Origin of the sequence: Pseudoduganella dura (assembly GCF_009727155.1) — a bacterium.
GTDB classification, from domain to species: Bacteria; Pseudomonadota; Gammaproteobacteria; order Burkholderiales; family Burkholderiaceae_D; genus Rugamonas; species Rugamonas dura.
Genome location: NZ_WNWM01000002.1, coordinates 6,023,671 through 6,045,062 on the forward strand (window position 1 = coordinate 6,023,671; position 21,392 = coordinate 6,045,062).

Here is a 21,392-nt window from a genome sequence, read left to right on the forward strand (position 1 = left end):
TGCGGCTTGCGCCGTGATCCCGTGGACGTCTTCCATGAAAAAACTTCTCTGCGCGGCTGTTCCTTCGCTGGCACTGGCCAGCGCCGTATTTGCAGGCGAGCTGCGCGGCATCGAGTTCGCCGATAGCGACTGGGAAATCGTCTGCGACAACACACGCACCTGCCGTGCCGCCGGCTATCACCCCCTGTCGAACGATGACGACGATGGCAGTGACGACGACGGCGACACCGACGCAGCGGACAAGACGCTGCCGGTGTCGGTACTCCTGACCCGGAAGGCCGGACCGGGCCAGCCTGTCGCGGGCGAGCTCCAGATCGGCCATGGCGCGGGGGCGTTAACGGATATCCATCCCGGCAATGTGTCGTTGACGATGCTGATCGACGCCGCGCCCGTTGGACTGGTCGCGCTCGCGGACGAAGACTGGACCGCACGGCTGACGCCTGCACAGGTTGAGGCTCTGCTTGTTGCTCTTCTCCATCACGGCAAGATCGAATGGACGGATGGCAAGTCGAAATGGCGGCTGTCGGACAAGGGCGCAACCGCCGTCATGCTGAAGATGGACGAATTCCAGGGGCGCCCCGGCACGCCGGGAGCGCTGGTGGCCAAGGGCGACAGGGCCGAGCGCCATGCGTTGCCGGCCGTGCCGGCGCCCGTTGTCGTCGCACCGCGCGTGCCGGCCGACGGTCGCGTCCAGTTGTCCAGGGCCAGCCGGAAAGCCTTGCGAGACGCCTTGATCGCGTCCGCCGGCGACGAATGTCCGGCCCTCGAGAACAGTTTACGAGCGTCTGATTACATCCATGTGCAACGGCTGTCGGGTACCAGGCTGGTCGCCTCCGCCACTTGCTGGATGGGCGCATCCGGCGTCGGAGAGGCTTACTGGGTGATCAATGCGTCGCCACCGTTCGCGCCGAGGATCGTCACGACCGACGGCATGTATTCGAATGGAACGATCCGTACCGCGGGACGGGCCAGCATGGCCGGCTGCGCGGATTTCGAAGAATGGACATGGAACGGCAAACGCTTCGTGCAGACCCGCAAGGGCACGACGGGGATGTGCCGGGGCATCTCCCTGGGCGGCGCCTGGCCGTTACCGGTTCTCGTGACCGACGTGCGCCGGCGATAGCCGGCCGGCCCGGTTCCAGTCCGGCGATCGCGCGATTTACCGCCTGCGCCTGGCGAACGCACGGATCAGCAGCACGCCCGCCACGGTGATGATGCCGCTCAGGACGAGGGACGCCAGCCCGTTCCACAGCGGATCGCCCAGCCCGTGGTCGGTGGCGGCGTTGCCGATGGCCTGGAACGGCAGCGCCGCGCCGGCCAGCAGGGCGATGCAGACGGGAATCAGGACGAGGAGGGCGGTCTTGCTGGTCATGGGAGTCTCCGGCTTGGTTTTAGTTGTAGCCGCGAATATCCGATATCCGCGCGATCGATGGAAATCGTTTATACGCACGTGTACTATTCATCCCATGGATGAACTTCGCCGCATCGACCTCAATCTCCTGCTGACGCTGCACGCGCTGCTGGCCGAAAAACACGTCACGCGCGCCGCGCTGCGGCTGCACAAGAGCCAGCCCGCCGTCAGCCACGCGCTGGCGCAGCTGCGCGTGCAGTTCGACGATCCGCTGCTGGTACGGCGCGAAGGCCGCATGGCGCTGACGCCGCGTGCCATGGCGCTGATCGATCCGCTGGGCGAGGCGCTGGGCACGCTGAACGGTTTGCTGCGCGAACAGCAGTTCGATCCGGCCGCGGCGCGCCGCCGATTCCGGCTGACGCTGTCCGATTATTCGTCGCGCATCATCCTGCCGCCGCTGGTGCGGCACGTGCGCCGGCATGCGCCGGGCATCGACCTGGCGATCAGCCAGGCCAGCCGCGACGCGATGCTGGCGCAGCTCGTCGACGGCGAGGTGGACCTGGCGCTGGGCATCTTCCCGGACCGGCCAGAAGCCATCCAGGTGCAGGACCTGTTCCCGGAAGAATTCATCAGCCTGGCCGATAAAAACACGCTGTCGGCGAAGGGCGGCCTGACGCTGGACGAATTCCTGCAGCGCCCGCACGTGAAGCTGGCGCTGCGGCCGGACGCCTACGATGAAATCGAAAAGGCCCTTGGCGAACTGGGCCTGCAGCGGCACATCGCCGTGGCATTGCCGCACTGGGGCGCGGCCGTGGAACTGATCGCCGGCACCGACCTGATCCTGACGGCGGCCAGCCGCACGGTGGGCGCCATGCAGCCGCACAAGGCGCTGCGGCGCTTCAAGCCGCCGTTCGCGTTACCGAGCTTTTCGTACCAGCAGGCGTGGCACGTGCGGCGGGAAGACGATCCGGGCCACCGCTGGCTGCGCCAGGCGGTATTCGACTGCAGCCAGCCGGGTGTTCACTTGCCCTGACCGGTGCCGTGCTTGCCGGGTGGCGCAGGCGGGGCTGCCCTGCCGGGATCGACCGACGTGATCGAGACGGCGACCGGGTCGCTGGCCGGGAAGGATTCGTCCAGTGCCTCGTCGAGGACGTCGGACGCCGTATCGGCGGCAGGGGCCACGGCGGGCCTGCCGGTGCCGTCGGGTTTCGGTGACTGCTGGGTGGTATTCATTGCGCGCTCCGCCATGTCCGGATTTCCTATTCTAGACCGCCGGCCGGCGCGGCGCCCATGCCGAAAGCGATAGGCGATGGCGGTGCGCCGCCGCTTCGGCCTGTTGTGTTTCCCATCGAACATTGCCCAGGACAACACCGTGATATAACGGTAACTTTCAATGAACGATCTTTCGGTACGGCCGCTTTCGGTATCGGATGATGCAATTAAAGGTCTTATGTCCGACGATGCGCCCTCCGGCCTGCCGCTCCCGACGCTGGCGACACAACTGTTCGAAAGCAGTCCCGACTGTGTAAAGCTGCTCAGCAGCGACGGCCGCGTATTGTCCATGAACGTCAACGGCCAGTGCGCCATGGAGATCGACGATTTTGCCGCGGTGGCCGGTGCGACGTGGAAATCGTTCTGGCCGCTGGAGGCCCAGGCGTCCATCGATGCGGCGCTCGCTGCCGCGATCGGCGGTGGCACGGGCCACTTCCAGGCAATGTGCCCGACCGCGAAGGGCACCCCGAAGTGGTGGGACGTGCTGGTCACCGTGGCCGCCAATCCTTTCGACGGCAGCCGCAACCTGCTGGTCGTCTCGCGCGACATCACGGCAAGCGAGCTGGCCGCGCGGGAACTGCGTGCGGCCAACGAACGGCTGGCCGAAGTGTTCCGGCAGGCACCCGCGTTCATGTGCGTGCTGCGGGGCCCCGATCACGTGTTCGACATGGTCAACGACCGCTACCTGCAACTGGTGGGCAACCGCGACCTGGTCGGCCGGCCGGTCCGCGCGGCGCTGCCGGAAGTCGGCGGCCAGGGCTTCTTCGAGCTGCTCGACGCCGTGTACCGCAGCGGCGAACCGTTCGTCGGCCACGACATGCCGGTGATGCTGCAGCGGCAGCCGGGAACGCCGCTGGAACAATGCTTCATCGATATCGTCCATTCGGCGCTGCGCGACGCGGACGGCCGCATCACCGGAGTGCTGGTCCATGGCGTCGACCAGACGCACCGGCGGCTGGCCGAAATGGCGCTGTATCAAAGCCGCGAACGGTTCGAAAAGATCGTCAGCCAGGCGGCCACGGGCGTTGTCGAGATGGACATGGCGGGCCGCATCACGTTCGCCAACCGCCGCTATTACGACATGCTGGGCTATGCCGGCGACGAGCTGATCGGTGCCACCGCGGCCGACGTGACGGCGCCCGATTCGCTGCAAGCAACGCTCGACGCGGTGTCGCGGCTGATGGCCGACGGCGAAGGCTTCGTGATCGACAAGCATTACCTGCGCAAGGATGGTTCGCTGATGCCGGCCACGAGCAGCGTCAACGCGCTGCGCGGGCCCGCGGGCGAGTTCCAGGGCCTGGTGGCGATCGTGCTGGACACCACCGCGAGCGAGCGGGCCGACCGGGACCTGCGCGCCAGCGAGGATCGTTACCGTACCCTATTCGATTCGATGGACCAGGGCTTTTGTGTGATCGAAATGATCGCCGACGATACGGGCAGGCCCGTCGATTACCGCTTTGTCGAAATGAACCGCATGTTCGAGCAGCACACGGGCCTGGCGAATGCGACGGGCCGCACGGCGAAGGAGCTGGTGCCCACGCTCGACGACTTCTGGGTCGATACGTACGGGCGTGTGGCGCTGACCGGCGTTGCCGCCCGCTTCGAGAACGAGGCGCCGGCCCTGGGCCGCTGGTTCGACGTCTATGCGACGCCGTTCGACGCCCCCGGCAGCCGGCGCGTAGGCCTGCTGTTTACGGATATCACCGCGCGCAAGGCGGCCAACCAGCGGCTGCGCCGGCTGGCCGCCGACTTGTCCGAGGCCGACCGGCGCAAGACCGAATTTCTTGCCACGCTGGCACACGAACTGCGCAACCCGCTGGCGCCGATCCGCAGCGGCCTTGCCGTGATGCGCATGGGCGGCGACCGGGTCGTGCCGAAAGTGCGCGAAGTGATGGAGCGGCAGGTGGAGCACATGGTCCACCTGATCGACGACCTGCTCGATATCGCCCGCATCAGCGGCGGCAAGCTCGAGCTGAGAAAGGGGCGTGCCGACCTGCGGAAGGTGCTGTCGAGCGCCGTGGAAACCAGCCAGCCGTCGATCGAGGCGGGCCGCCATGTGCTGGCCGTCGACATGGCGGAAGAAGCCATGTTCGCCGACGTGGACGCGGTGCGGATCGCCCAGGTGGTCTCCAACCTGCTGAACAATGCGGCGAAGTACACGCCGCCCGGCGGCCTGATCCGGCTGGCCATGGACCGTGAGGGCGGCGAGGCGGTGATCTCCGTGACAGATACGGGCGTGGGCATTCCGGCCGAGTCGATCGGCGGTGTGTTCGACATGTTCAGCCAGGTCAGCCGCCACCTCGACCTGGCGCAGGGCGGGCTGGGCATCGGCCTGTCGCTGGTGCGGCGCCTGGTCGAGATGCACGGCGGGCAGGTCACGGCCCGCAGCGACGGCATCGATGCCGGCAGCCACTTCACCGTGCGCCTGCCGTTGCTGGACGCCGCCGCCGCCGTCGATACGGCCCGCGCGGAGGCTGGCGAACGCCCGGCCGGCGCGGCGGCGCTGCCCATGCCCGGACTGAACGTGCTGGTGGTGGACGATAACGTCGATGCGGCACAGACGCTGGCCATGATCCTCGAACTGGGCGGGCATGCGACGCGCGTCGCCCACAACGGCGTGGAAGCAATGGCGGCGGTACGCGAGTTCACCCCGCATGTGGCCTTCCTCGACATCGGCATGCCGGAGATGAACGGCTACGAGACGGCACTGGCGATGCGCCAGCTGCCCGGCCTGCGCGGCGTGCGGCTGGTGGCGCTGACTGGCTGGGGCACCGAGACCGACCGGAACCGCTCGACCGAGGCGGGGTTCGACGAGCACCTGACCAAGCCGGTGCAGGCGGCCGATGTACAGGCAATCCTGGCGGGTATCGACGCCGGCGCTTGATGGGGAGCGGGCAGTGGGCGGCGGGCGGCGGCGGGTGACGGAGGCAAGCCGGGCGATTCCAACCCGTCAGCGCTGCACCACCAGCCGCGCGCGCAACAGCTCGCGTTCCTCGGGCGACGGCGGCTGCAGGTAGCCGAACTTGCCTGCGATTAACGTGGCGACCGGCAGGCCGTCGCGGAACAGCACGCGGTTGCCGGCCAGCGCGGGCACCTTGTCGCCCGGCAGCAGGGTGCCGCACAGGTTCAGCGGATCGACGCCGGAAACCGCCACCAGGCTGCCGTCGCGCGGCCGGCGGCGCATTTCGCGCAGGGCCGGAATCGCTTCGGGCAGCGCGAACTGTTCGCCGGACAGCCCGGCCACGAAACGCCCGCCGCGGATCTCGCCGCGTGCTTCGAGGCGATGGTAGACGGGCAGCAGCTCGCGCCATGCCGGCATCCAGGCCGCCTCGCGTTCGAGCAGGTGCCAGAACATCACGCCATAGCGGCGCAGCAGCGTCATGGCGATGTGCTCCAGCGTGGGTGGATCGGTGCGCGGCCGGCGTGCCGGTACCGGGCGGGCCGGCGTCTGCGGGCTGTCCGCCGGGTCGCCGTTGCGCTCCAGTATGGTCACGCCATCGGCGCGGCGCACCAGCGCCCAGCGGCCGGCTTCTTCCATCGTGGGGCCGGCGCCACGGCGGCGGCGCCGGTCCATCGTGTTGCGCTTGTTGGCCGGTACCAGCATCGCGCGCAGGCCGGCATAGCTGTCGGCGTTGACGAGCCCGGTCGCCACCAGTTCGCCCAGCGCGCTTTCCAGTTCCGCGCCCAGCAGCCGCGCCTCGTGCGCCAGCTCGTCGAAGAACATCGCGCCATGGTTGCGCAGCGCCTCCAGCACCCGGGCGGCGCGCGACGACACTTCCACCTCGCCGGCGACGGCGGGCAGCGCATGCCACAGCGCGAGCTGGCGGCGCGGCAGCAGCACCAGCGGCGTGCCGCGCACCGGGCCGCCGCTGGCGCTGGCCGGCGCGCCCACCCGCGTCCAGACGATGCGGCCGGCGCGGCACAGGTCGTCGAGCCACAGCATCGAGTAATCCTTCACGCGCGCGGCCAGCAGCTCGCTTTCCCAGGCGCCGGCCGCCGCTTCATAGCCTTCCAGCTGCGCCAGCACGGGTGGCAGCGCGTCGCTGCCCTGCAGTTGCGTGGCCTCGGCCAGGTGCTGCCATTCGAACAGGAAGCGCATGAAATCCTGCCGCTCCACCGGTTCGATCTCGCGCCGCAGGCTCTTGATCGTGTAGCGGTGGATGCGCGCAAGCAGGTGCCGTTCGCACCATTCCTCTTCGGTCACACCGGGCGTGAAGCGGCCGCGCATCACGTAGCCCTCGCTTTCCAGCTGCGTCAATGCGATGGTGACCGTGCTTTCCGGCAGGGCCAGCGCGGCGGCGATGGCCGCCACCGGCTGCGGGCCGAAGCCGGACAGCCGCGCGCGCAGCAGCTCGACGAGCGCCGCGTCGCGCGACCATGGCTCGTCGCCATCGGCGGCCAGCCGGTCCGGTATCGCGAGGGCCGGCGCGGCAACGGCATCGGGATACGCCGCCTGCACGCAGGCCAGCCGCTCCAGCGCCACCCACAGGCCGGCACCGCTGCCTTGCAGCCGCGTGGCCCGGCCGCCCCTGGCGAGCGCCGCCAGCAAGTCCTCCCACCCTTCGTTGGCGCCGGCTTCGTCGCGGGTGATCGCGGCCAGCGCCACCAGCGCTTCGTGCATTTCGTCGCTGTCGCGCACGCGCGGCCAGGCTTCGAGCGCCACCGCCTCGATCGCGCCGGCATCGAGCGCGCCCAGGTCGTCGGTGGATGCCGGATCGGTCCAGCGGCGGTTGATCACGGCCTGGGTGCGGCGCTCCTCCAGCGGCGCATCGTCGAGGAAGGCATAGGGCCGGGCGTTCAGGGTCTCCATCGCCAGCGGGGAGGCAGCGGGCAGGTCGCGCGACAGCAGCTGCACGTCGCCGGCTTCCATGCGGCGCAGCAGCGCCAGCCAGCCTTCGCTGTCCATCGCCTCGTGCAGGCAGTCGTCCAGCGTCTGGTCCACCAGCGGGTGGCTGGGCAGCTCGCGGTCGCCGGCGATGTTTTCCAGGCACGCCGCCTGGTCGGGGAACACCGCCGCCAGCATGTCGTCGCTTTTCATCCGCATCAGCTGCGGCGCGACCTTGCGCCCGCCGGCGTAGCGGGGCAGGGCCAGCGCCGTCGTCGCGTTCCAGCGCCAGCGCACGTTGAACAGCGGCGCATCGAGCAGCGCCTGCACCAGGATGTGTTCCGCGGTGGCGGAGCGCAGGTAGCGCCACACTTCGTCCAGCGGAAAACTGTGGCTGTCCGACAGCGACAACACGATCGCATCCTCGGTGGCCGCCGCCTGCAATTCGAAATTGAACGTGCGGCAGAAGCGCTTGCGCAGCGCCAGGCCCCAGGCGCGGTTGATGCGGCTGCCGTACGGCGTGTGCAGCACCAGCTGCATGCCGCCGGAAGCGTCGAAGAAGCGCTCCATCACCAGCGTGTCGCGCGTGGGCAGGGCGGACAGGGCCGAACGCGCGCGGGCCAGGTACTCGACGATCTGGCGTGCCGCGTCGTCGTCCAGGCCCAGGTGTTCGAACAGCCAGCCGATCGCATGCTCGATTGCTTCTTCCCCGTCTTCCCGCTCGCCCAGCAGCCGGTCGATCTCGCCGCGCAGCCGCGCCACGCCGAGCGACAGCTCGTCGCTGCGGCCCGGCGCCTCGCCCAGCCAGAACGGGATGTTCGGCGCGGCGCCGTGCGCATCCTCCACGCGCACCTTGCCCGCTTCCACGCGCATGATGCGGTACGACGTGTTCCCGAGCTGGAACACATCGCCTGCCAGGCTTTCCACCGCGAAGTCCTCGTGCACGGTGCCCACGTTCTGGCCGCCCGGTTCCAGCAGCACGGTGAAATCGGCGTTGTCCGGGATCGTGCCGCCGGAGGTGACGGCCGTCAGCTTGCCGCCGCGCCGGCCGCGCACCGTGCCGGTGACGGCGTCGCGGTGCAGGTAGGCGGCGCGCACGCCCTGCCGCCCGTTGTACCCGTCGGTCAGCATGCGCAGCACGGCTTCGAAGCGCTCGCGCGCCAGCGCCGCGTACGGCATGGCGCGCCGGACCAGGTCGAACAGGGCGTCTTCGCTCCACTCGCGGCTGCCCACCTCGGCCACGATCTGCTGCGCCAGCACGTCGAGCGGTGCGACCGGGATGCGCAGCGTGTCGAGTTCGTCGCGGCGCACGCAGTCGAGCAGCGCGGCACACTCGATCAGGTCGTCGCGCGAGGCGGGAAACAGCCGGCCCTTCGGCAGCCCGCCCACGTGGTGCCCGGAGCGGCCGACCCGCTGCAGGAACGAGGCGATGCTGCGCGGCGAGCCGATCTGGCAGACCAGGTCCACGTCGCCGATATCGATGCCCAGTTCCAGCGACGCGGTGGCGATCAGCATCCGCAATTCGCCCCGTTTCAGGCGCTGCTCCGCATCGAGGCGGTATTCCTTGGCCAGGCTGCCGTGGTGCGCCGCCACGTGTTCGGCGCCGAGGCGGTCGGCCAGGTGGCGCGCCATGCGCTCGGCCATGCGCCGCGTGTTGACGAAGACGAGCGTGGTGCGGTGCAGGGCGGCCAGTTCGGCCAGCCGGTCGTACACGCGGTCCCATACCTCGTTCGGCATGACCGCCTCGAGCGGCACGGGTGGCAGTTCCAGCCCCAGGTCGCGGGCACGCACGTGGCCCACGTCGACGATCGCGCAATCGCGCCCCGCGCCGGCCAGGAACTGCGCCACCACCGAAATCGGCTTCTGCGTGGCGGACAGGCCCACGCGCACCGGCGCCTGCGCCCCCGTTTGCTCCATGCACAGCGCATCGAGCCGTTCCAGGCTCAGTGCCAGGTGGCTGCCGCGCTTGCCGCCGGCCACGGCATGGATTTCATCGACGATCACCGTGCGCACGGTGCGCAGCATGTTGCGCCCGCTCTCGGAGCCGAGCAGCACGTACAGCGATTCGGGCGTCGAGACCAGGATATGCGGCGGGCGCCTGCGCGCGGCGTTGCGCTCGGCCTGCGGCGTGTCGCCAGTGCGCACGGCGCTGCGGATGCCGTGCGGCGGCAGCCCCAGTGCATCGAGCCGCGCGCCGATGCCTTCCAGCGGCACGAGCAGGTTGACGCGGATATCGTTCGACAGCGCTTTGAGCGGCGACACGTACAGCACCCGCGTTTCATCCGGCAGTGGGGTCGCCTGGCTCTCGCGCACCAGCGCGTCGATGGCGGCCAGGAACGCCGTCAGCGTCTTGCCCGAACCGGTTGGCGCGGCGATCAGCGTGGGGCGGCCGGCCTGGATCAGCGGCCAGGCGCGGCGCTGCGCCTCCGTCGGTCCCCTGACGAAGGCCGCGTCGAACCACGCCGCGACCGCGGGATGGAAATCGTGACGTGAACGGGAAGCCATTGCCGGGCGCGTTCCATGCCTATTCGGCGTGGAATTCTTCCGTGCTCGCGAACAGTTCCCAGGCCACGATGAACAGCGCCGCGATCACCGGCCCGATCACGAAGCCGGTCAGGCCGAACAGCGCCATGCCGCCGATGGTGGAGAGCAGCACGACGTAATCGGGCAGCCTGGTATCCTTGCCTACCAGCAGGGGGCGCAGCACGTTGTCGACCAGGCCGATGACCACCACGCCGTAGACCGCCAGCCCGATGCCTTCCCACACGGCACCAGTGATCAGGAAATACACCGCCACCGGCCCCCAGACGATCGCCGCGCCCACCGCCGGCAGCAGCGACAGGAAGGCCATCACCACGCCCCACAGCATCGGGCCCGGCACGCCGAGGAACCAGAACGCCAGGCCGCCCAGCGCGCCCTGCGCGATCGCCACCAGCACGTTGCCTTTCACGGTGGCGCGGATCACGATGATGAAATTGTCGAACAGCGGCTCCTTGTAGCGCGTGCCGAGCGGCACCGCGCGCTTGATGCGGGCCGACAGCGACTGGCCGTCGCGGAACAGGAAGAACAGCAGGTACAGCATGACGGTCACGCTGACGAGGAAATCGAGCGTCATGCTGCCGAAGTTGATCGCATACTTCGCCACCGCCTGGCTGATCTGCGAGGCGCCGGCCGTGAGCTTGGCCTGCAGGCTTTCCAGGTTGGTCAGCTCGAAGCGTTCCAGCACCGAGTGCACCCAGGTGGGCAGCGCGGCGATCACGCGCTGGAAGATCGTGCCGAAATTGATCTGGCCCGAATTGATCATCTCGTAGATGCCGGCCGCCTGGTCGATCAGCGACAGCGTGATCAGCGTGAGCGGCAGGATCACCATCAGGAGGATCAGCAACAGCGAGATGAGCGCGCTGGAGGTCGGGCGGTTGCCGGTCATGTTCAGCAACCGGTAATGCACCGGCGCGAAGACGACCGCCAGGATGACGCCCCAGAACACGGCGCCCGAGAACGGCAGCAGGATCCAGAAAAAGCCCAGCGTCAGCAGGCCGAGCAACAGCAGGAACGACTTTTGCGGCAGAGAGAGTTGCTTCATATATTTGTTATTTGGTGATTGATCCGGATGAGGAGGTAAAACGCGGTGTTTCCCCATCATAGCCGAACAGGCAACTTTTCCCGTCACCGTGCAGTGCGCCGCGTGCAACCTTACAATATGCTCGTCAATCGTGCGCATTGGCACCGCCGCATCTGGTCATAATGATAAGTCCATTTCGGCGGGACAATACCGCGCCGAACATTCCCGGAGGACCGATGCTGCGCCCCGAAACATGTACCGCCCGTTCGCGCCGGACCGGATCCGCGCACGCGCTCACGACCGCCGCGCCGCAAACCGCCGCCATGGGGCCTGCGGCATGACGGACGGGCAGCTCGTCGGCTGCCACGATTGCGGCGCGCTGTACCGTTGGCGGCCGCTGGCTTCCGGGCAGCGCGCGCGCTGCACGCGCTGCGCCAATGTGCTGTACAAGTGGCACGCCGCCGGGCCGGCGCCGCGTCCGTCGTCGATGGTGGCCATCACGCTGGGCGCCGCGCTGGTGTACCTGATCGCGCAGTGCTTTCCCATCGTGGAACTGGAAATGAGCGGCCTGACGTCCGGCGCCACGCTGCTGCAGGCCATCGGCGTGCTGTGGAGCGAGCGCATGGAAGTGATCGCAGCGATGGTGTTCTTCTTCGCCGTCGCCTTTCCCGCGCTGGAACTGGGCGCGCTGCTGTACGTGTCGTCCGGCCTGCTGCGCGGGCGCCGGCTGCCCGGGTTTCACCTGCTGCTGCGGGTGGTGCAGGGCGCGCGGCACTGGGCGATGACGGAAGTGCTGATGATCGGCATCCTCGTCACGGCGATCAAGATGACGAGCCTTGCGCGGGTGATCCCGCATCCGGGCCTGTTCGCGTTCGGCGCGCTGACGATCCTGTGCGCGGTGGTGATGCGCTACGAACCGCGCGCGCTGTGGGCGCTGGGCGACCGGCTCGATCCGCCGGTTGCACCCCCGCCGATGCACGCCGCGCCGGACGGCCCCGCCGTTGCCCGCCACCCGATCGAATGCCGCGCCTGCGGCCTGGTCAACCGGGAGCGCCGCGAAAAGCAGCATTGCCGCCGCTGCGGGGCGGTGCTGCACCACCGTATCCCGAACAGCACCACGTGGACCTGGGCGCTGCTGGCGGCGGCCGCGCTGCTGTATGTGCCGGCCAATATCCTGCCGGTGATGTACACCGAATCGATCGGCGGCATCGAGGGCGATACCATCATGAGCGGCGTTGCGCTGTTCTGGAACACCGGTTCGCCGGGACTGGCGATCGTCATTTTTGTCGCCAGCATCCTGGTGCCCGTGTCGAAGCTGGCGGCGCTGGCGCTGCTGAACGCCACCGCGCAGTGGGGATCGCGCTGGGCGCCCGGCGGGCGCACGCGCATCTACCGGATGGTGGAATTCATCGGCCGCTGGTCGATGCTCGATATCTTCGTGGTCACGCTGACCGTGGCGCTGGTGCGCTTCCAGGCGCTGGCCGTGATCACGGCCGGCCCCGGGGCGCTGGCGTTCGGCTGCGTCGTGATCCTGACGATGTTCGCATCGAACCGGTTCGACCCGCGCCTGATCTGGGACCCCATCGAGAATGACAGGAACGACAAGAACGGAGAAGCACATGCCTGAGCAGGACCTTCCGCAACCCGCCGTCGACCGCCCGAGCCGCTGGCTGCCGTCGCTGATCTGGCTGATCCCGGTGCTGGCGGCCATCATCGGCGCCACGCAGGTGGTCAACTGGATGACCAGCCGCGGCCCCACGGTCACCGTCAGCTTCGCCACCGGCGAAGGGCTGGAGGCGGGCAAGACCAAGGTCAAATACAAGGATGTCGACATCGGCGAAGTCGTCGCCGTCACGCTGGGCGAGGACGGCAACCGCGTCGACGCGAAGATCCAGATGGCGCGCGAGGCGAAGCGCTTCACCGCCGAGGACACGCGGTTCTGGGTGGTGCGCCCGCAGATCGGCGCCAGCGGCGTGTCCGGCCTGGGCACGCTGCTGTCCGGCCCCTATATCGGCGCGGCGCCCGGCAAGGCCGGCGGTACCACCAGCCAGTTCAAGGGGCTCGATACGCCGCCGGCCGTGCCGCCCGGCCTGAAGGGCCGCGAGTACAAGCTGCATGGCGACAGCCTGGGTTCGGTGGGCATCGGCTCGCCAGTTTATTACCGCCGCCTGCGCGTGGGGCAGGTGGCGTCGTTCCAGCTGGACCAGGCCGGCGACGGCATCGACATGTCCGTCTTCATCGAGGACCGCTACGTGGGCTTCGTCGGCATCGACACGCGCTGGTGGCACGCCAGCGGCGTGGACCTGCGCCTCGATGCCGGCGGCTTCAAGCTGAACACGCAGTCGCTGGCGGCGCTGGCCACCGGCGGCATCGCCTTCGAGTCGGGCAACGGCCAGAAGCCCGAGGCGGCGGCGCCGGAGGGCACGCGCTTCAACCTGGCCGACGACCGCGCGGCCGCCCTGCGCCCGCCGGACGGCCCCGGCGTGACGGCGGTGCTGTACTTCGACCAGTCGCTGCGCGGCCTGGTGCCCGGCGCGCCGGTCGACTTCCGCGGCATCGTGCTGGGCGAGGTGCGCGCCGTGGGCGTGGAATTCGACCGCACCCGCAAGGCCTTCCGCATGCCGGTGACGATCGACCTGTATCCGGGCCGGCTGGGCAAGCCGTTCCTGGACGCCTATTCCGGCGACGTGCAAAAGGGCCACGAAACGATGGCGCGGATGATCGGGCGCGGCCTGCGCGGCCAGCTGCGCACCGGCAGCCTGCTGACCAGCCAGCTCTACATCGCGCTCGACTTCTTCCCGGGCGCGCCCAAGGCGGCACTGGCGATGCGGAAGGACCTGCTGGTACTGCCCACGGTGCCCGGCTCGCTGGACGAACTGCAGAGCCAGCTGCTGAGCATTGCCCGCAAGCTCGACAAGGTGCCGTTCGACGAGATTGGCGCCAACCTGAACCGCACGCTGGTGCAGGCCAACGCCATGCTGGCCCGGGCCGATGCCACGCTGGCGAAATTCGATGGCCAGGTGCTGCCGGAGGTGACGCAGACGCTGGCCGCCGCCCGCAAGACCTTCGCCAGCGCGGAAGACCTGCTGCAGCAGGATTCGCCGCTGCAGTCCGACCTGCGCCGGACGCTGCAGGAAGTGACGCGCACGATGGAGTCGGTCGACGCGCTGGCCGATTACCTCGAACGCCACCCGGAATCGCTGATCCGCGGCAAACCCCAGGAGAAGAAATGACCCGCCTTGTTTCCCTTTGCCGGGCATCGGCCATCGCCGCGGCGGCCTTGCTGGCCGGCTGCGCCGCAGCGCCGGCCGACCGGTTCTACACCCTTGCCGGCGACAGCGTCGCGGCACCCGAAGCCGTTGCAGGCGCCGGCGCGGGCAGGCTGTACATCGAGATGGCGGCCGTCAACGTGCCGGCCCAGGTGCGCCGCGACCAGCTCCTGGTCGGCGGCGCGGACGGGCGGGTCGACCTGCTGGAGCACCACCGCTGGGCCGGCCCGCTGGCCGACGAGATCGGCAATGCGCTGTCGCTGGGCGTCACGGCGCGGCTCGGCGCGATCGACGTCTACCGCACCCCCCACCCGGACGACGTGCCGGTGTATCGCATCAGCACCAACGTGCAGCGCTTCGAATCCGTGCCGGGCGGTTACGCGCTGGTCGACGCCGTGTGGAGCGTGCGGCAGGTGGGCGGCGGCGCCGTGCTCACGTGCCGCAGCGTGCTGCGCGAGGAAGCCGGGCAGGGCTACGAGGCCCTGGTCGCCGGCCACCGCGCCGCGCTCGGCAGGCTGGCGGCCGCCGTGGCCGCCGGGGTGCGGGACCTGGCGGCCGGGCGGACCGCCGGCTGTTGAAAACACGGGGCCGGCGAACACCCTGGTGTCGGACACTTTTTTCCGCAGGAAAATAAGTGTCCGACACCGGTTTTTCGCGGAAGCAGCCGCAACGCCACCGAAAACCGGGTCAGGCACCAGACCGCAAGCGCCGCCGGCGGCATCGCCCATCGTGGCGCCGCCCGCGTCGCCGCGGCGCTAGACTTGGTGGCTATTTGCCGGGAACCGTCCGGCTCGACAGTGCCGTGCCGGTTCCCTCCATTTCGTCGTCCGACCCGAAGGAGCCGTCCATGCCCGCCACCATCACGATCAACGGCGCTGAAACGCCGTTGCCCCCCGACCCGCGCGTGTCGCTGCTCGACCTGCTGCGCGAGCACCTGCACCTCACCGGCACGAAGAAGGGCTGCGACCAGGGCGCGTGCGGCGCCTGCACCGTGCTGGTGGACGGCGAGCACCGCATCCTGTCGTGCCTGGCGCTGGCGGTGCAATATGCCGGGCGTTCGGTCACGTCGGTGGAAGGGCTGGCAGCGGCGGGCGCGCTACACCCGCTGCAGCAGGCATTCATCGAGCACGACGGCTTCCAGTGCGGCTACTGCACGCCGGGGCAGATCTGTTCCGCGCTGGGCATGGCGGCCGAACTGCGGCGCGGCGTGCCCAGCTACGTCACCGCGGACCTGGCGGCGGACAGCGTGGCATTGAGCCACGACGAGGTGCGCGAACGGCTGAGCGGCAACCTGTGCCGGTGCGGCGCCTACAACGGCATCGTCGCCGCCGTTACCGACGCTGTCACTGAATCCAGGGCGCGGGGGCCTCATGACCCCGTTCGCCTTTGCCCGCGCCGCCGACGCGACCGACGCGGTGCAGCAGGGCCACGTGGCCGGCGCGAAGTACCTGGGCGGCGGCACCAACCTGGTCGACCTGATGCGCGTGACGATCGAGCATCCGGCGATGCTGGTCGACGTGACCGGGCTGTCCGATACGATCGAGGAACGGCCCGACGGCAGCCTGCTGATCGGTGCCGCCGCGAAGAACACGGCGGTGGCCGAGCACCGCGCGGTGCGCACCCGTTTCCCGATGCTGACGCGGGCGATCACCGCCGGCGCCTCGGCGCAGATCCGCAACATGGCGACCGTGGGCGGCAACCTGCTGCAGCGCACCCGCTGCGCCTATTTCTACGACCACGACGGCGCGCGCTGCAACAAGCGCGCGCCGGGGCAGGGCTGCGATGCGATCGACGGCTTCAACCGCATGCACGCGATCCTGGGCGCTTCGGCGCACTGCGTGGCCACGCATCCTTCCGACATGTGCGTGGCGCTGGCCGCGCTCGATGCCGTCGTCCACCTGCAAGGGGTGAACGGCAGCCGCACCGTGGCGCTGGCCGATTTCCACCGGCTGCCCGAAGACCGTCCGGAACGCGATACCGTGCTGCAGCACGGCGAACTGGTCACCGCGGTGGAAGTGCCGGCATTGCCGTTCGCGGCGCGCTCGGAATACCGCAAGGTGCGCGACCGGGCCAGTTATGCGTTCGCGCTGGTGTCCGTGGCCGCCGCGCTCGACGTGGACGACGGCATCGTGCGCGACGTGCGGCTGGCGCTGGGCGGCGTGGCCCACAGGCCGTGGCGTGCGACCGCCGCCGAACAGATGCTTAGGGGGCGCGCGGCCACCGAAGCGCTGTTCGACGCGGCCGCGGCCGCCGAGCTGGCCAATGCGCGGCCGCTGCGCGACAACGGGTTCAAGGTCGACCTGGCACGGCGCGCCATCGTGGCCGTGCTGGGCGGCCTCGTCGACAACCGGTCCTGAGGAGGCATCGATGAATTTTCTCCAGAAAGCCGTGCAGGCGGCGATGCAGAAGGCCGTCGAAGCGGCGCCGGATGCGTTCATTCCCGGCGGCATGCCCGATCCGCTTGCCGGCGAAGCCCACGAACTGATCGGCGCGCCCGTCTCGCGCGTGGATGGCGCCCGGAAAGTGCGCGGCGAAGCGCCGTTCGCGGCAGAATTCGCGCTCGATGCGATGACGTATGCCGCGCTCGTCCACAGCACGATCCCGAAGGGCCGTATCGCCACCCTGGACACCGCGGCGGCGGAAGCGGCGCCCGGCGTGGTGCTGGTGATGACGCACCGGAACGCGCCGCCGATGAAGCCGGTGCCGATGTTCCTCAGCAAACCCAAGGCCGCCGGCGGCGATAATTTGCCGGTATTCCAGGACGACACCGTGCACTGGAACGGCCAGCCCGTGGCCCTCGTGCTGGCCGAAACGCAGGAACAGGCCGACCACGCGCGATCGCTGGTGCGTGTCGCCTACCACGAGGAACCGGCCGTGACGTCGCTGGCCGAAGCCATGGCGCGCGGAACGGAGGACGCCGTGTTCCAGGGCGAGCCCCTGAACGTGGAAATCGGCGATGCCGAAGCGGCGCTGGCGGCCGCGCCGCACCGGGTGGATGCCGTCTATCGCACGCCCCGGCTGAACCACAACGCCATCGAACTGCACGCGGCGACGGTGGCCTGGCACGGCAACGAACTGCGCATCCACGACGCCACCCAGGCGGTGGCGCACACGGCGTGGTCGCTGGCCCAGGTGTTCGGGCTCAGGGAAAGCCAGGTGCACGTCACGTCGCCGTTCGTCGGCGGCGGCTTCGGCGGCAAGGCGCTGTGGCAGCACCAGGTGCTGGCGGCCGCCGCGGCGAAACTGGCCGGGCGGCCGGTGCGCATCGTGCTGTCGCGCGAGGGCGTGTACCGGACGGTGGGCGGCCGCACGCTGACCGAGCAGCGCGTGGCGCTGGGCGCGGACAACGAGGGCCGCTTCACGGCGCTGATCCACACTGGCACGGCCGTGATGACGGCCCATAACAACATGCCCGAGCCGTTCATCATGCCCGCCCGCTCCCTCTATTCCGCCGGCAGCTTCAGGCTCGACGTGCAGGCGGCGAAGATGGACATGCTGGCCAACACGTTCATGCGCGCGCCGGGCGAATCGGTCGGTTCCTTCGCGCTGGAAAGCGCCATCGACGAACTGGCAGGGCAGCTCGACATCGATCCGATCGGGCTGCGGCGGCGCAACGAACCGGACAGGGACCCGACCAAGGGCACGCCGTTTTCGTCGCGCCACCTGCTCGATGCGTACCGGATGGGTGCCGAGCGCTTCGGCTGGAAGGAGCGCCATGACCGGCCGCGCATGCGGCGCGAAGGCGAATGGCTCGTCGGCATGGGCTGCGCCACCGCCACCTATCCGTACTATCGCATGCCCGGCGGCGCCGCGCGCATCACGCTCACGCGCGATGGCGCGGTGCGGGTGGAAGTGGCGGCCCACGAAATGGGCATGGGCACCGCCACCGTGCAGGCGCAGCTCGTGGCCGCGCGGCTCGGCGTGCCGCTGGAGAACGTGACGGTGGCCTACGGCGATTCGGCATTCCCCGGCGTGGTGCTGGCCGGCGGCTCGCAGCAGACCGCGTCGATCGGCCGCGCCGTGGTCGTCGCGCTGCGCGCGCTGTTTACCGACCTGCTGCGGCTCGGCGGCGCGGGCACCCTGCTGGACGGCCTGCATTTCGACGAGGTGCGCGGCCATCGACGCGGGCAGGAAACGGGGCTGTGCAAGGCGGGCGACCCGGCCCGCTTCGAAACCTACGCGGCGCTGCTGGCCCGCGCCGGCCGCGCCGAGATGCGCGTGGAAGGACAGGCACCGCCGCCGCTGGAACTGCAGCACTGGTCGATGCATTCGACCGGCGCGATCTTCTGCGAGGCGCGCGTCAACGCGGTCACCGGCGAACCGCGCGTGACCCGCCTGCTCGGATCGTTCGACTGCGGCCGCATCCTGAACGCCAAGACGGCCGCCAGCCAGTTCCGCGGCGGCATGATCATGGGCCTGGGCATGGCGCTGATGGAGGAAACGCAGTTCGACGAGCGCAACGGCCGCGTGATGAACCCGAGCCTGTCCGACTACCACGTGCCGGCGCACCTCGACGTGCCGCACATCGACGTGATGTGGACCGACATTCCCGACCCGCACGCACCGGCCGGCGCGCGGGGGATCGGCGAGATCGGCATCACCGGCACCGCCGCCGCCGTGGCCAATGCCATCCACAACGCCTGCGGCATCCGGGTGCGGGAGTTGCCGATCACGCTGGACAAGTTGCTGGGGTGACGGATGGCGCTCCACGGCACGATCAGGCATGCGCCAGCGCGGCGAGCGTGCCGGGTCGGGCGTGATGTTTGCCGTGTACAACCCCGCTGCAACCGTCCGGCCGGGGCGAAGAAAGGCCAGTCATGACCTCCGCTGACGCGCGATTCGCGGGCCCGCTCCCGCGCTGCTACGAACGCTACCTGGTGCCGCTGCTGTTCGAACCGTATGCGCTCGACCTGGCACGCCGCGCCGTGGCGCTGGCACCGCGGCAGGTGCTGGAAATCGCCGCCGGAACGGGCATCGTCACCCGGCAGCTCGCCGCGTCACTGCCGTCGGCCCGGATCGTGGCGACAGACCTGAATCCGGACATGCTGGCGGTGGGCCGTGCCGCGGCCGCCCTGCCGCAGGTTTCGTGGCAGCCTGCCGACGCGATGCAACTGCCGTTCGACGATGCCGGCTTCGACCTGCTGGTGTGCCAGTTTGGCGCGATGTTCTTTCCCGACAAGCGGCGGGCGTTCGCCGAGGCGCGGCGGGTGCTCCTGCCCGGCGGACGATTGCTGTTCAACGTGTGGGATGCGCTGCCCGCCAATGCCTTCGCCGCCGCGGTGCAGGCCTCGATGGAAGAGCTGTTTCCGGGCGACCCGCCGCGCTTTTTCGCGCGCACGCCGCACGGCTACCACGACAAGGCGGCGATCGCGCGCGACCTGGCGGCGGCCGGATTCGCATCGCCGCCGGACATCGAGACCGTGACGCTGCAGGGCCGTGCCGCCAGTGCGGCCGATGTGGCTGCGGGCTTTTGCCAGGGTACGCCGCTGCGCAACGAGATCGAAGCGCGCGCCGGCGATCCGGTAACGGCGGCGGTCGTGGCGGCCGCGCATCTGGAACGGCGTTTCGGCAAGGGCCCGATCAGAGGCGCGATGCGCGCCCACGTCATTTGGGTTGCGGCATGAAGGCATGCGCCATCGTCCACGCCGCGACTTTCCTGCCCAGTTCCGCGCCGGCCGTGGTGGCATAGCGGAAGTGCATGCCGCCATAGACGCGCGCCATCCTGCTTTCCTCGGCCAGTGCGTCGGTGTCCCGGTAGGTGCGTACCGTGCCGGTCACCTTGCTGTCCCAGGTAAACGTGACCTGGTCGGTGCCGTAATACTGCCGCAGCAGTTCGCCCAGCGTGGCGGCCGAACACGAGTGCGCGGCCGGATATTCGGGGTGGTTCGGGGTGGGCAGCAAGGGCAGCCACGCGGGATCGGCGGCCGTAGCCGGGTTGCCGTCCGTTTCCGCCAGCGGGATCGCGCTCTGTGGCCGCCATGCGTCGTAGTGATACTTTGCTTCCAGGCAGGCGCCGATGGCATCGGCATAGTTCGTGTAGATCGCCGCCATCAGGCGCGCTGCCTCCACGGAATCGGCCGTGGTGCGGGCGAAGCGGCCGAAGTTGCGGGTGAAGTAGGATGGCGGGGGCTCGGAGTGGAAGCGGGCGGTCTCCAGCTGCTCCGCCGTGCGGCGCGTGCTGCGAATGCCGCCCAGCGCCTTCACTTCGTTGAAGTCGGCCGCATACTCGGCGCTGTCGAGCGCGGGCGGCGGCGGCGGGCGGAACTGCGCGACGGTCGCCAGCGTGAATGGCCTGATCGACGGCCAGAAGCGGTTGATGGGATCCTTCCCGCGGAACCTGCCCGGGGCATCGTGCGCCGAATAGCCGGGCAGCGCGGTTCCCCGTCCATCCGCGGCCCGGCGTTCCAGATGTGCCGCCGCGGCAGCCTTGCCCAAAGCGATCCCGCGCGCCTTGGCGCCGTCGTCCGGGATTGCCGCCATGAACCGGTCGTGCGCCGGCCAGTACTGGTCGGCGCGGCTCGGGAACAGCGCGCGCAGCACCTCATAGGCCGCGCTGCCGGTTGCCGCGTCGAGCGACGCGCTGCCGTCAGGACGTGACGGGACGAACAGGAACGGGCGGTAGCGCGGATCGATCGCCATGGCCGCGTCATACATCGCCAGGTGCAGCGTCGCCATGTCGGCGGGGAAGGCGGCATAGCGTTCCGCTTCGGTCGCCGTCGCCTGGACCTTCGCGGTAACGGTGGCAGCGGCGGTATCGTGCCAGTAGGCGATCGCGTTGGTCCTGTCGGCCGCCAGCACCACGCGCGCGGCCGGGGCCGGCTGCGCGCTGGCGGCATACGGGAATGTCATGACCGCGATCGCGGCAAGCAAACGGAGAAACGCGGTACGCATGGCGATGTCCTTTCGAGGATGGGGCGCGGGCGTCCGCCGGTGCCCAGCCGGCACGAACGGCAAGCGAAATGCAGGACCTGGACGATTGCATGCCGGCTCTTCGGTGAATGAAGCATTCACGCGCGATTGCCGGTGCAGCGGCCCGAACAACTATATTGCGCCCGTTGCGCGGCTCGCGGTGTCTCCAGTTGTCGTCATTTTGTATGGGACTGCGTGACGGCC

At 69.5% G+C, this 21,392-nt stretch carries 14 protein-coding genes and 1 pseudogene; 10 read left to right on the forward strand and 5 right to left on the reverse strand.

Annotated elements, in window-relative coordinates; genetic code table 11:
- Positions 1–34: 34 nt before the first annotated feature.
- The gene (locus GJV26_RS26235) at positions 35–1,123 is read left to right on the forward strand and encodes a DUF1176 domain-containing protein (RefSeq protein WP_155711559.1); all 1,089 of its coding nucleotides are present in this window, start codon (positions 35–37) and stop codon (positions 1,121–1,123) included.
- A 36-nt stretch (positions 1,124–1,159) separates the two neighbouring features.
- Here the strand turns inward: GJV26_RS26235 and GJV26_RS26240 are convergent, their stop codons facing one another.
- A complete protein-coding gene (locus GJV26_RS26240; RefSeq protein ID WP_155711560.1) occupies positions 1,160–1,372 on the reverse strand; it encodes a DMT family transporter in 213 nt (70 codons plus the stop codon).
- Positions 1,373–1,466: 94 nt separating this feature from the next.
- On the opposite strand from GJV26_RS26240, the gene GJV26_RS26245 reads away from it, so the two are divergent.
- Positions 1,467–2,384 carry a LysR family transcriptional regulator gene (locus tag GJV26_RS26245; protein ID WP_155711561.1) on the forward strand — a complete coding sequence of 306 codons (918 nt, stop codon included), beginning with the start codon at positions 1,467–1,469 and terminating at the stop codon, positions 2,382–2,384.
- Here GJV26_RS26245 and GJV26_RS26250 read toward each other — a convergent pair.
- Positions 2,372–2,584 carry a hypothetical protein gene (locus tag GJV26_RS26250; RefSeq protein WP_155711562.1) on the reverse strand — a complete coding sequence of 71 codons (213 nt, stop codon included), beginning with the start codon at positions 2,582–2,584 and terminating at the stop codon, positions 2,372–2,374. The genes GJV26_RS26245 and GJV26_RS26250 overlap by 13 nt on opposite strands.
- Positions 2,585–2,801: 217 nt before the next feature.
- Between GJV26_RS26250 and GJV26_RS26255 the strand changes: the two genes are divergently transcribed.
- Positions 2,802–5,507: a PAS domain-containing hybrid sensor histidine kinase/response regulator gene (locus tag GJV26_RS26255; RefSeq protein ID WP_229419460.1), complete on the forward strand. Its 2,706-nt coding sequence runs from the start codon at positions 2,802–2,804 to the stop codon at positions 5,505–5,507.
- A 66-nt stretch (positions 5,508–5,573) separates the two neighbouring features.
- Here the strand turns inward: GJV26_RS26255 and GJV26_RS26260 are convergent, their stop codons facing one another.
- Positions 5,574–9,953, reverse strand: a complete 4,380-nt coding sequence (locus GJV26_RS26260; RefSeq protein WP_155711564.1) for a DEAD/DEAH box helicase — start codon at positions 9,951–9,953, stop codon at positions 5,574–5,576.
- Positions 9,954–9,972: 19 nt separating this feature from the next.
- On the reverse strand, positions 9,973–11,031 hold the full coding sequence (locus GJV26_RS26265) for an AI-2E family transporter (RefSeq protein WP_155711565.1): 1,059 nt from the start codon (positions 11,029–11,031) through the stop codon (positions 9,973–9,975).
- A gap of 232 nt (positions 11,032–11,263) precedes the next feature.
- Between GJV26_RS26265 and GJV26_RS26270 the strand changes: the two genes are divergently transcribed.
- The 7 genes and pseudogenes from GJV26_RS26270 to GJV26_RS26300 all read left to right on the forward strand — a co-directional run bounded on the left by GJV26_RS26270 (position 11,264) and on the right by GJV26_RS26300 (position 19,903).
- The gene (locus GJV26_RS26270) at positions 11,264–12,637 is read left to right on the forward strand and encodes a paraquat-inducible protein A (protein ID WP_308807641.1); all 1,374 of its coding nucleotides are present in this window, start codon (positions 11,264–11,266) and stop codon (positions 12,635–12,637) included.
- Complete coding sequence (locus GJV26_RS26275) at positions 12,630–14,243, forward strand: PqiB family protein (RefSeq protein ID WP_155711566.1); 1,614 nt, start codon at positions 12,630–12,632, stop codon at positions 14,241–14,243. The genes GJV26_RS26270 and GJV26_RS26275 overlap by 8 nt, the downstream gene beginning before the upstream one ends.
- Positions 14,240–14,857: a PqiC family protein gene (locus GJV26_RS26280; RefSeq protein WP_155711567.1), complete on the forward strand. Its 618-nt coding sequence runs from the start codon at positions 14,240–14,242 to the stop codon at positions 14,855–14,857. Before GJV26_RS26275 ends, GJV26_RS26280 begins: the two co-directional genes overlap by 4 nt.
- Positions 14,858–15,126: 269 nt before the next feature.
- Positions 15,127–15,600 (forward strand): annotated as a pseudogene (locus GJV26_RS26285) (2Fe-2S iron-sulfur cluster-binding protein); the annotation flags it as partial.
- Between the two features lie 49 nt (positions 15,601–15,649).
- A complete protein-coding gene (locus tag GJV26_RS26290) occupies positions 15,650–16,636 on the forward strand; it encodes an FAD binding domain-containing protein (protein WP_155711568.1) in 987 nt (328 codons plus the stop codon).
- 10 nt (positions 16,637–16,646) lie between these two features.
- A complete protein-coding gene (locus tag GJV26_RS26295) occupies positions 16,647–18,974 on the forward strand; it encodes a xanthine dehydrogenase family protein molybdopterin-binding subunit (RefSeq protein WP_216643169.1) in 2,328 nt (775 codons plus the stop codon).
- Positions 18,975–19,096: 122 nt separating this feature from the next.
- The gene (locus GJV26_RS26300; protein ID WP_155711569.1) at positions 19,097–19,903 is read left to right on the forward strand and encodes a class I SAM-dependent methyltransferase; all 807 of its coding nucleotides are present in this window, start codon (positions 19,097–19,099) and stop codon (positions 19,901–19,903) included.
- Here GJV26_RS26300 and GJV26_RS26305 read toward each other — a convergent pair.
- Complete coding sequence (locus tag GJV26_RS26305; protein ID WP_155711570.1) at positions 19,884–21,170, reverse strand: vanadium-dependent haloperoxidase; 1,287 nt, start codon at positions 21,168–21,170, stop codon at positions 19,884–19,886. The genes GJV26_RS26300 and GJV26_RS26305 overlap by 20 nt on opposite strands.
- Positions 21,171–21,392 lie beyond the last annotated feature (222 nt).

Excerpts from the sequence above, each read along its gene's own strand:
- GJV26_RS26260 (WP_155711564.1), bottom strand. The coding sequence starts at position 9,953 with ATGGCTTCCCGTTCACGTCACGATTTCCATCCCGCGGTCGCGGCGTGG.
- GJV26_RS26290 (WP_155711568.1), top strand. The coding sequence starts at position 15,650 with ATGACCCCGTTCGCCTTTGCCCGCGCCGCCGACGCGACCGACGCGGTG.
- GJV26_RS26265 (WP_155711565.1), bottom strand. The coding sequence starts at position 11,031 with ATGAAGCAACTCTCTCTGCCGCAAAAGTCGTTCCTGCTGTTGCTCGGC.
- GJV26_RS26255 (WP_229419460.1), top strand. The coding sequence starts at position 2,802 with ATGTCCGACGATGCGCCCTCCGGCCTGCCGCTCCCGACGCTGGCGACA.
- GJV26_RS26245 (WP_155711561.1), top strand. The coding sequence starts at position 1,467 with ATGGATGAACTTCGCCGCATCGACCTCAATCTCCTGCTGACGCTGCAC.
- GJV26_RS26240 (WP_155711560.1), bottom strand. The coding sequence starts at position 1,372 with ATGACCAGCAAGACCGCCCTCCTCGTCCTGATTCCCGTCTGCATCGCC.
- GJV26_RS26300 (WP_155711569.1), top strand. The coding sequence starts at position 19,097 with ATGACCTCCGCTGACGCGCGATTCGCGGGCCCGCTCCCGCGCTGCTAC.
- GJV26_RS26250 (WP_155711562.1), bottom strand. The coding sequence starts at position 2,584 with ATGAATACCACCCAGCAGTCACCGAAACCCGACGGCACCGGCAGGCCC.
- GJV26_RS26305 (WP_155711570.1), bottom strand. The coding sequence starts at position 21,170 with ATGCGTACCGCGTTTCTCCGTTTGCTTGCCGCGATCGCGGTCATGACA.
- GJV26_RS26280 (WP_155711567.1), top strand. The coding sequence starts at position 14,240 with ATGACCCGCCTTGTTTCCCTTTGCCGGGCATCGGCCATCGCCGCGGCG.
- GJV26_RS26275 (WP_155711566.1), top strand. The coding sequence starts at position 12,630 with ATGCCTGAGCAGGACCTTCCGCAACCCGCCGTCGACCGCCCGAGCCGC.
- GJV26_RS26235 (WP_155711559.1), top strand. The coding sequence starts at position 35 with ATGAAAAAACTTCTCTGCGCGGCTGTTCCTTCGCTGGCACTGGCCAGC.
- GJV26_RS26270 (WP_308807641.1), top strand. The coding sequence starts at position 11,264 with ATGTACCGCCCGTTCGCGCCGGACCGGATCCGCGCACGCGCTCACGAC.
- GJV26_RS26295 (WP_216643169.1), top strand. The coding sequence starts at position 16,647 with ATGAATTTTCTCCAGAAAGCCGTGCAGGCGGCGATGCAGAAGGCCGTC.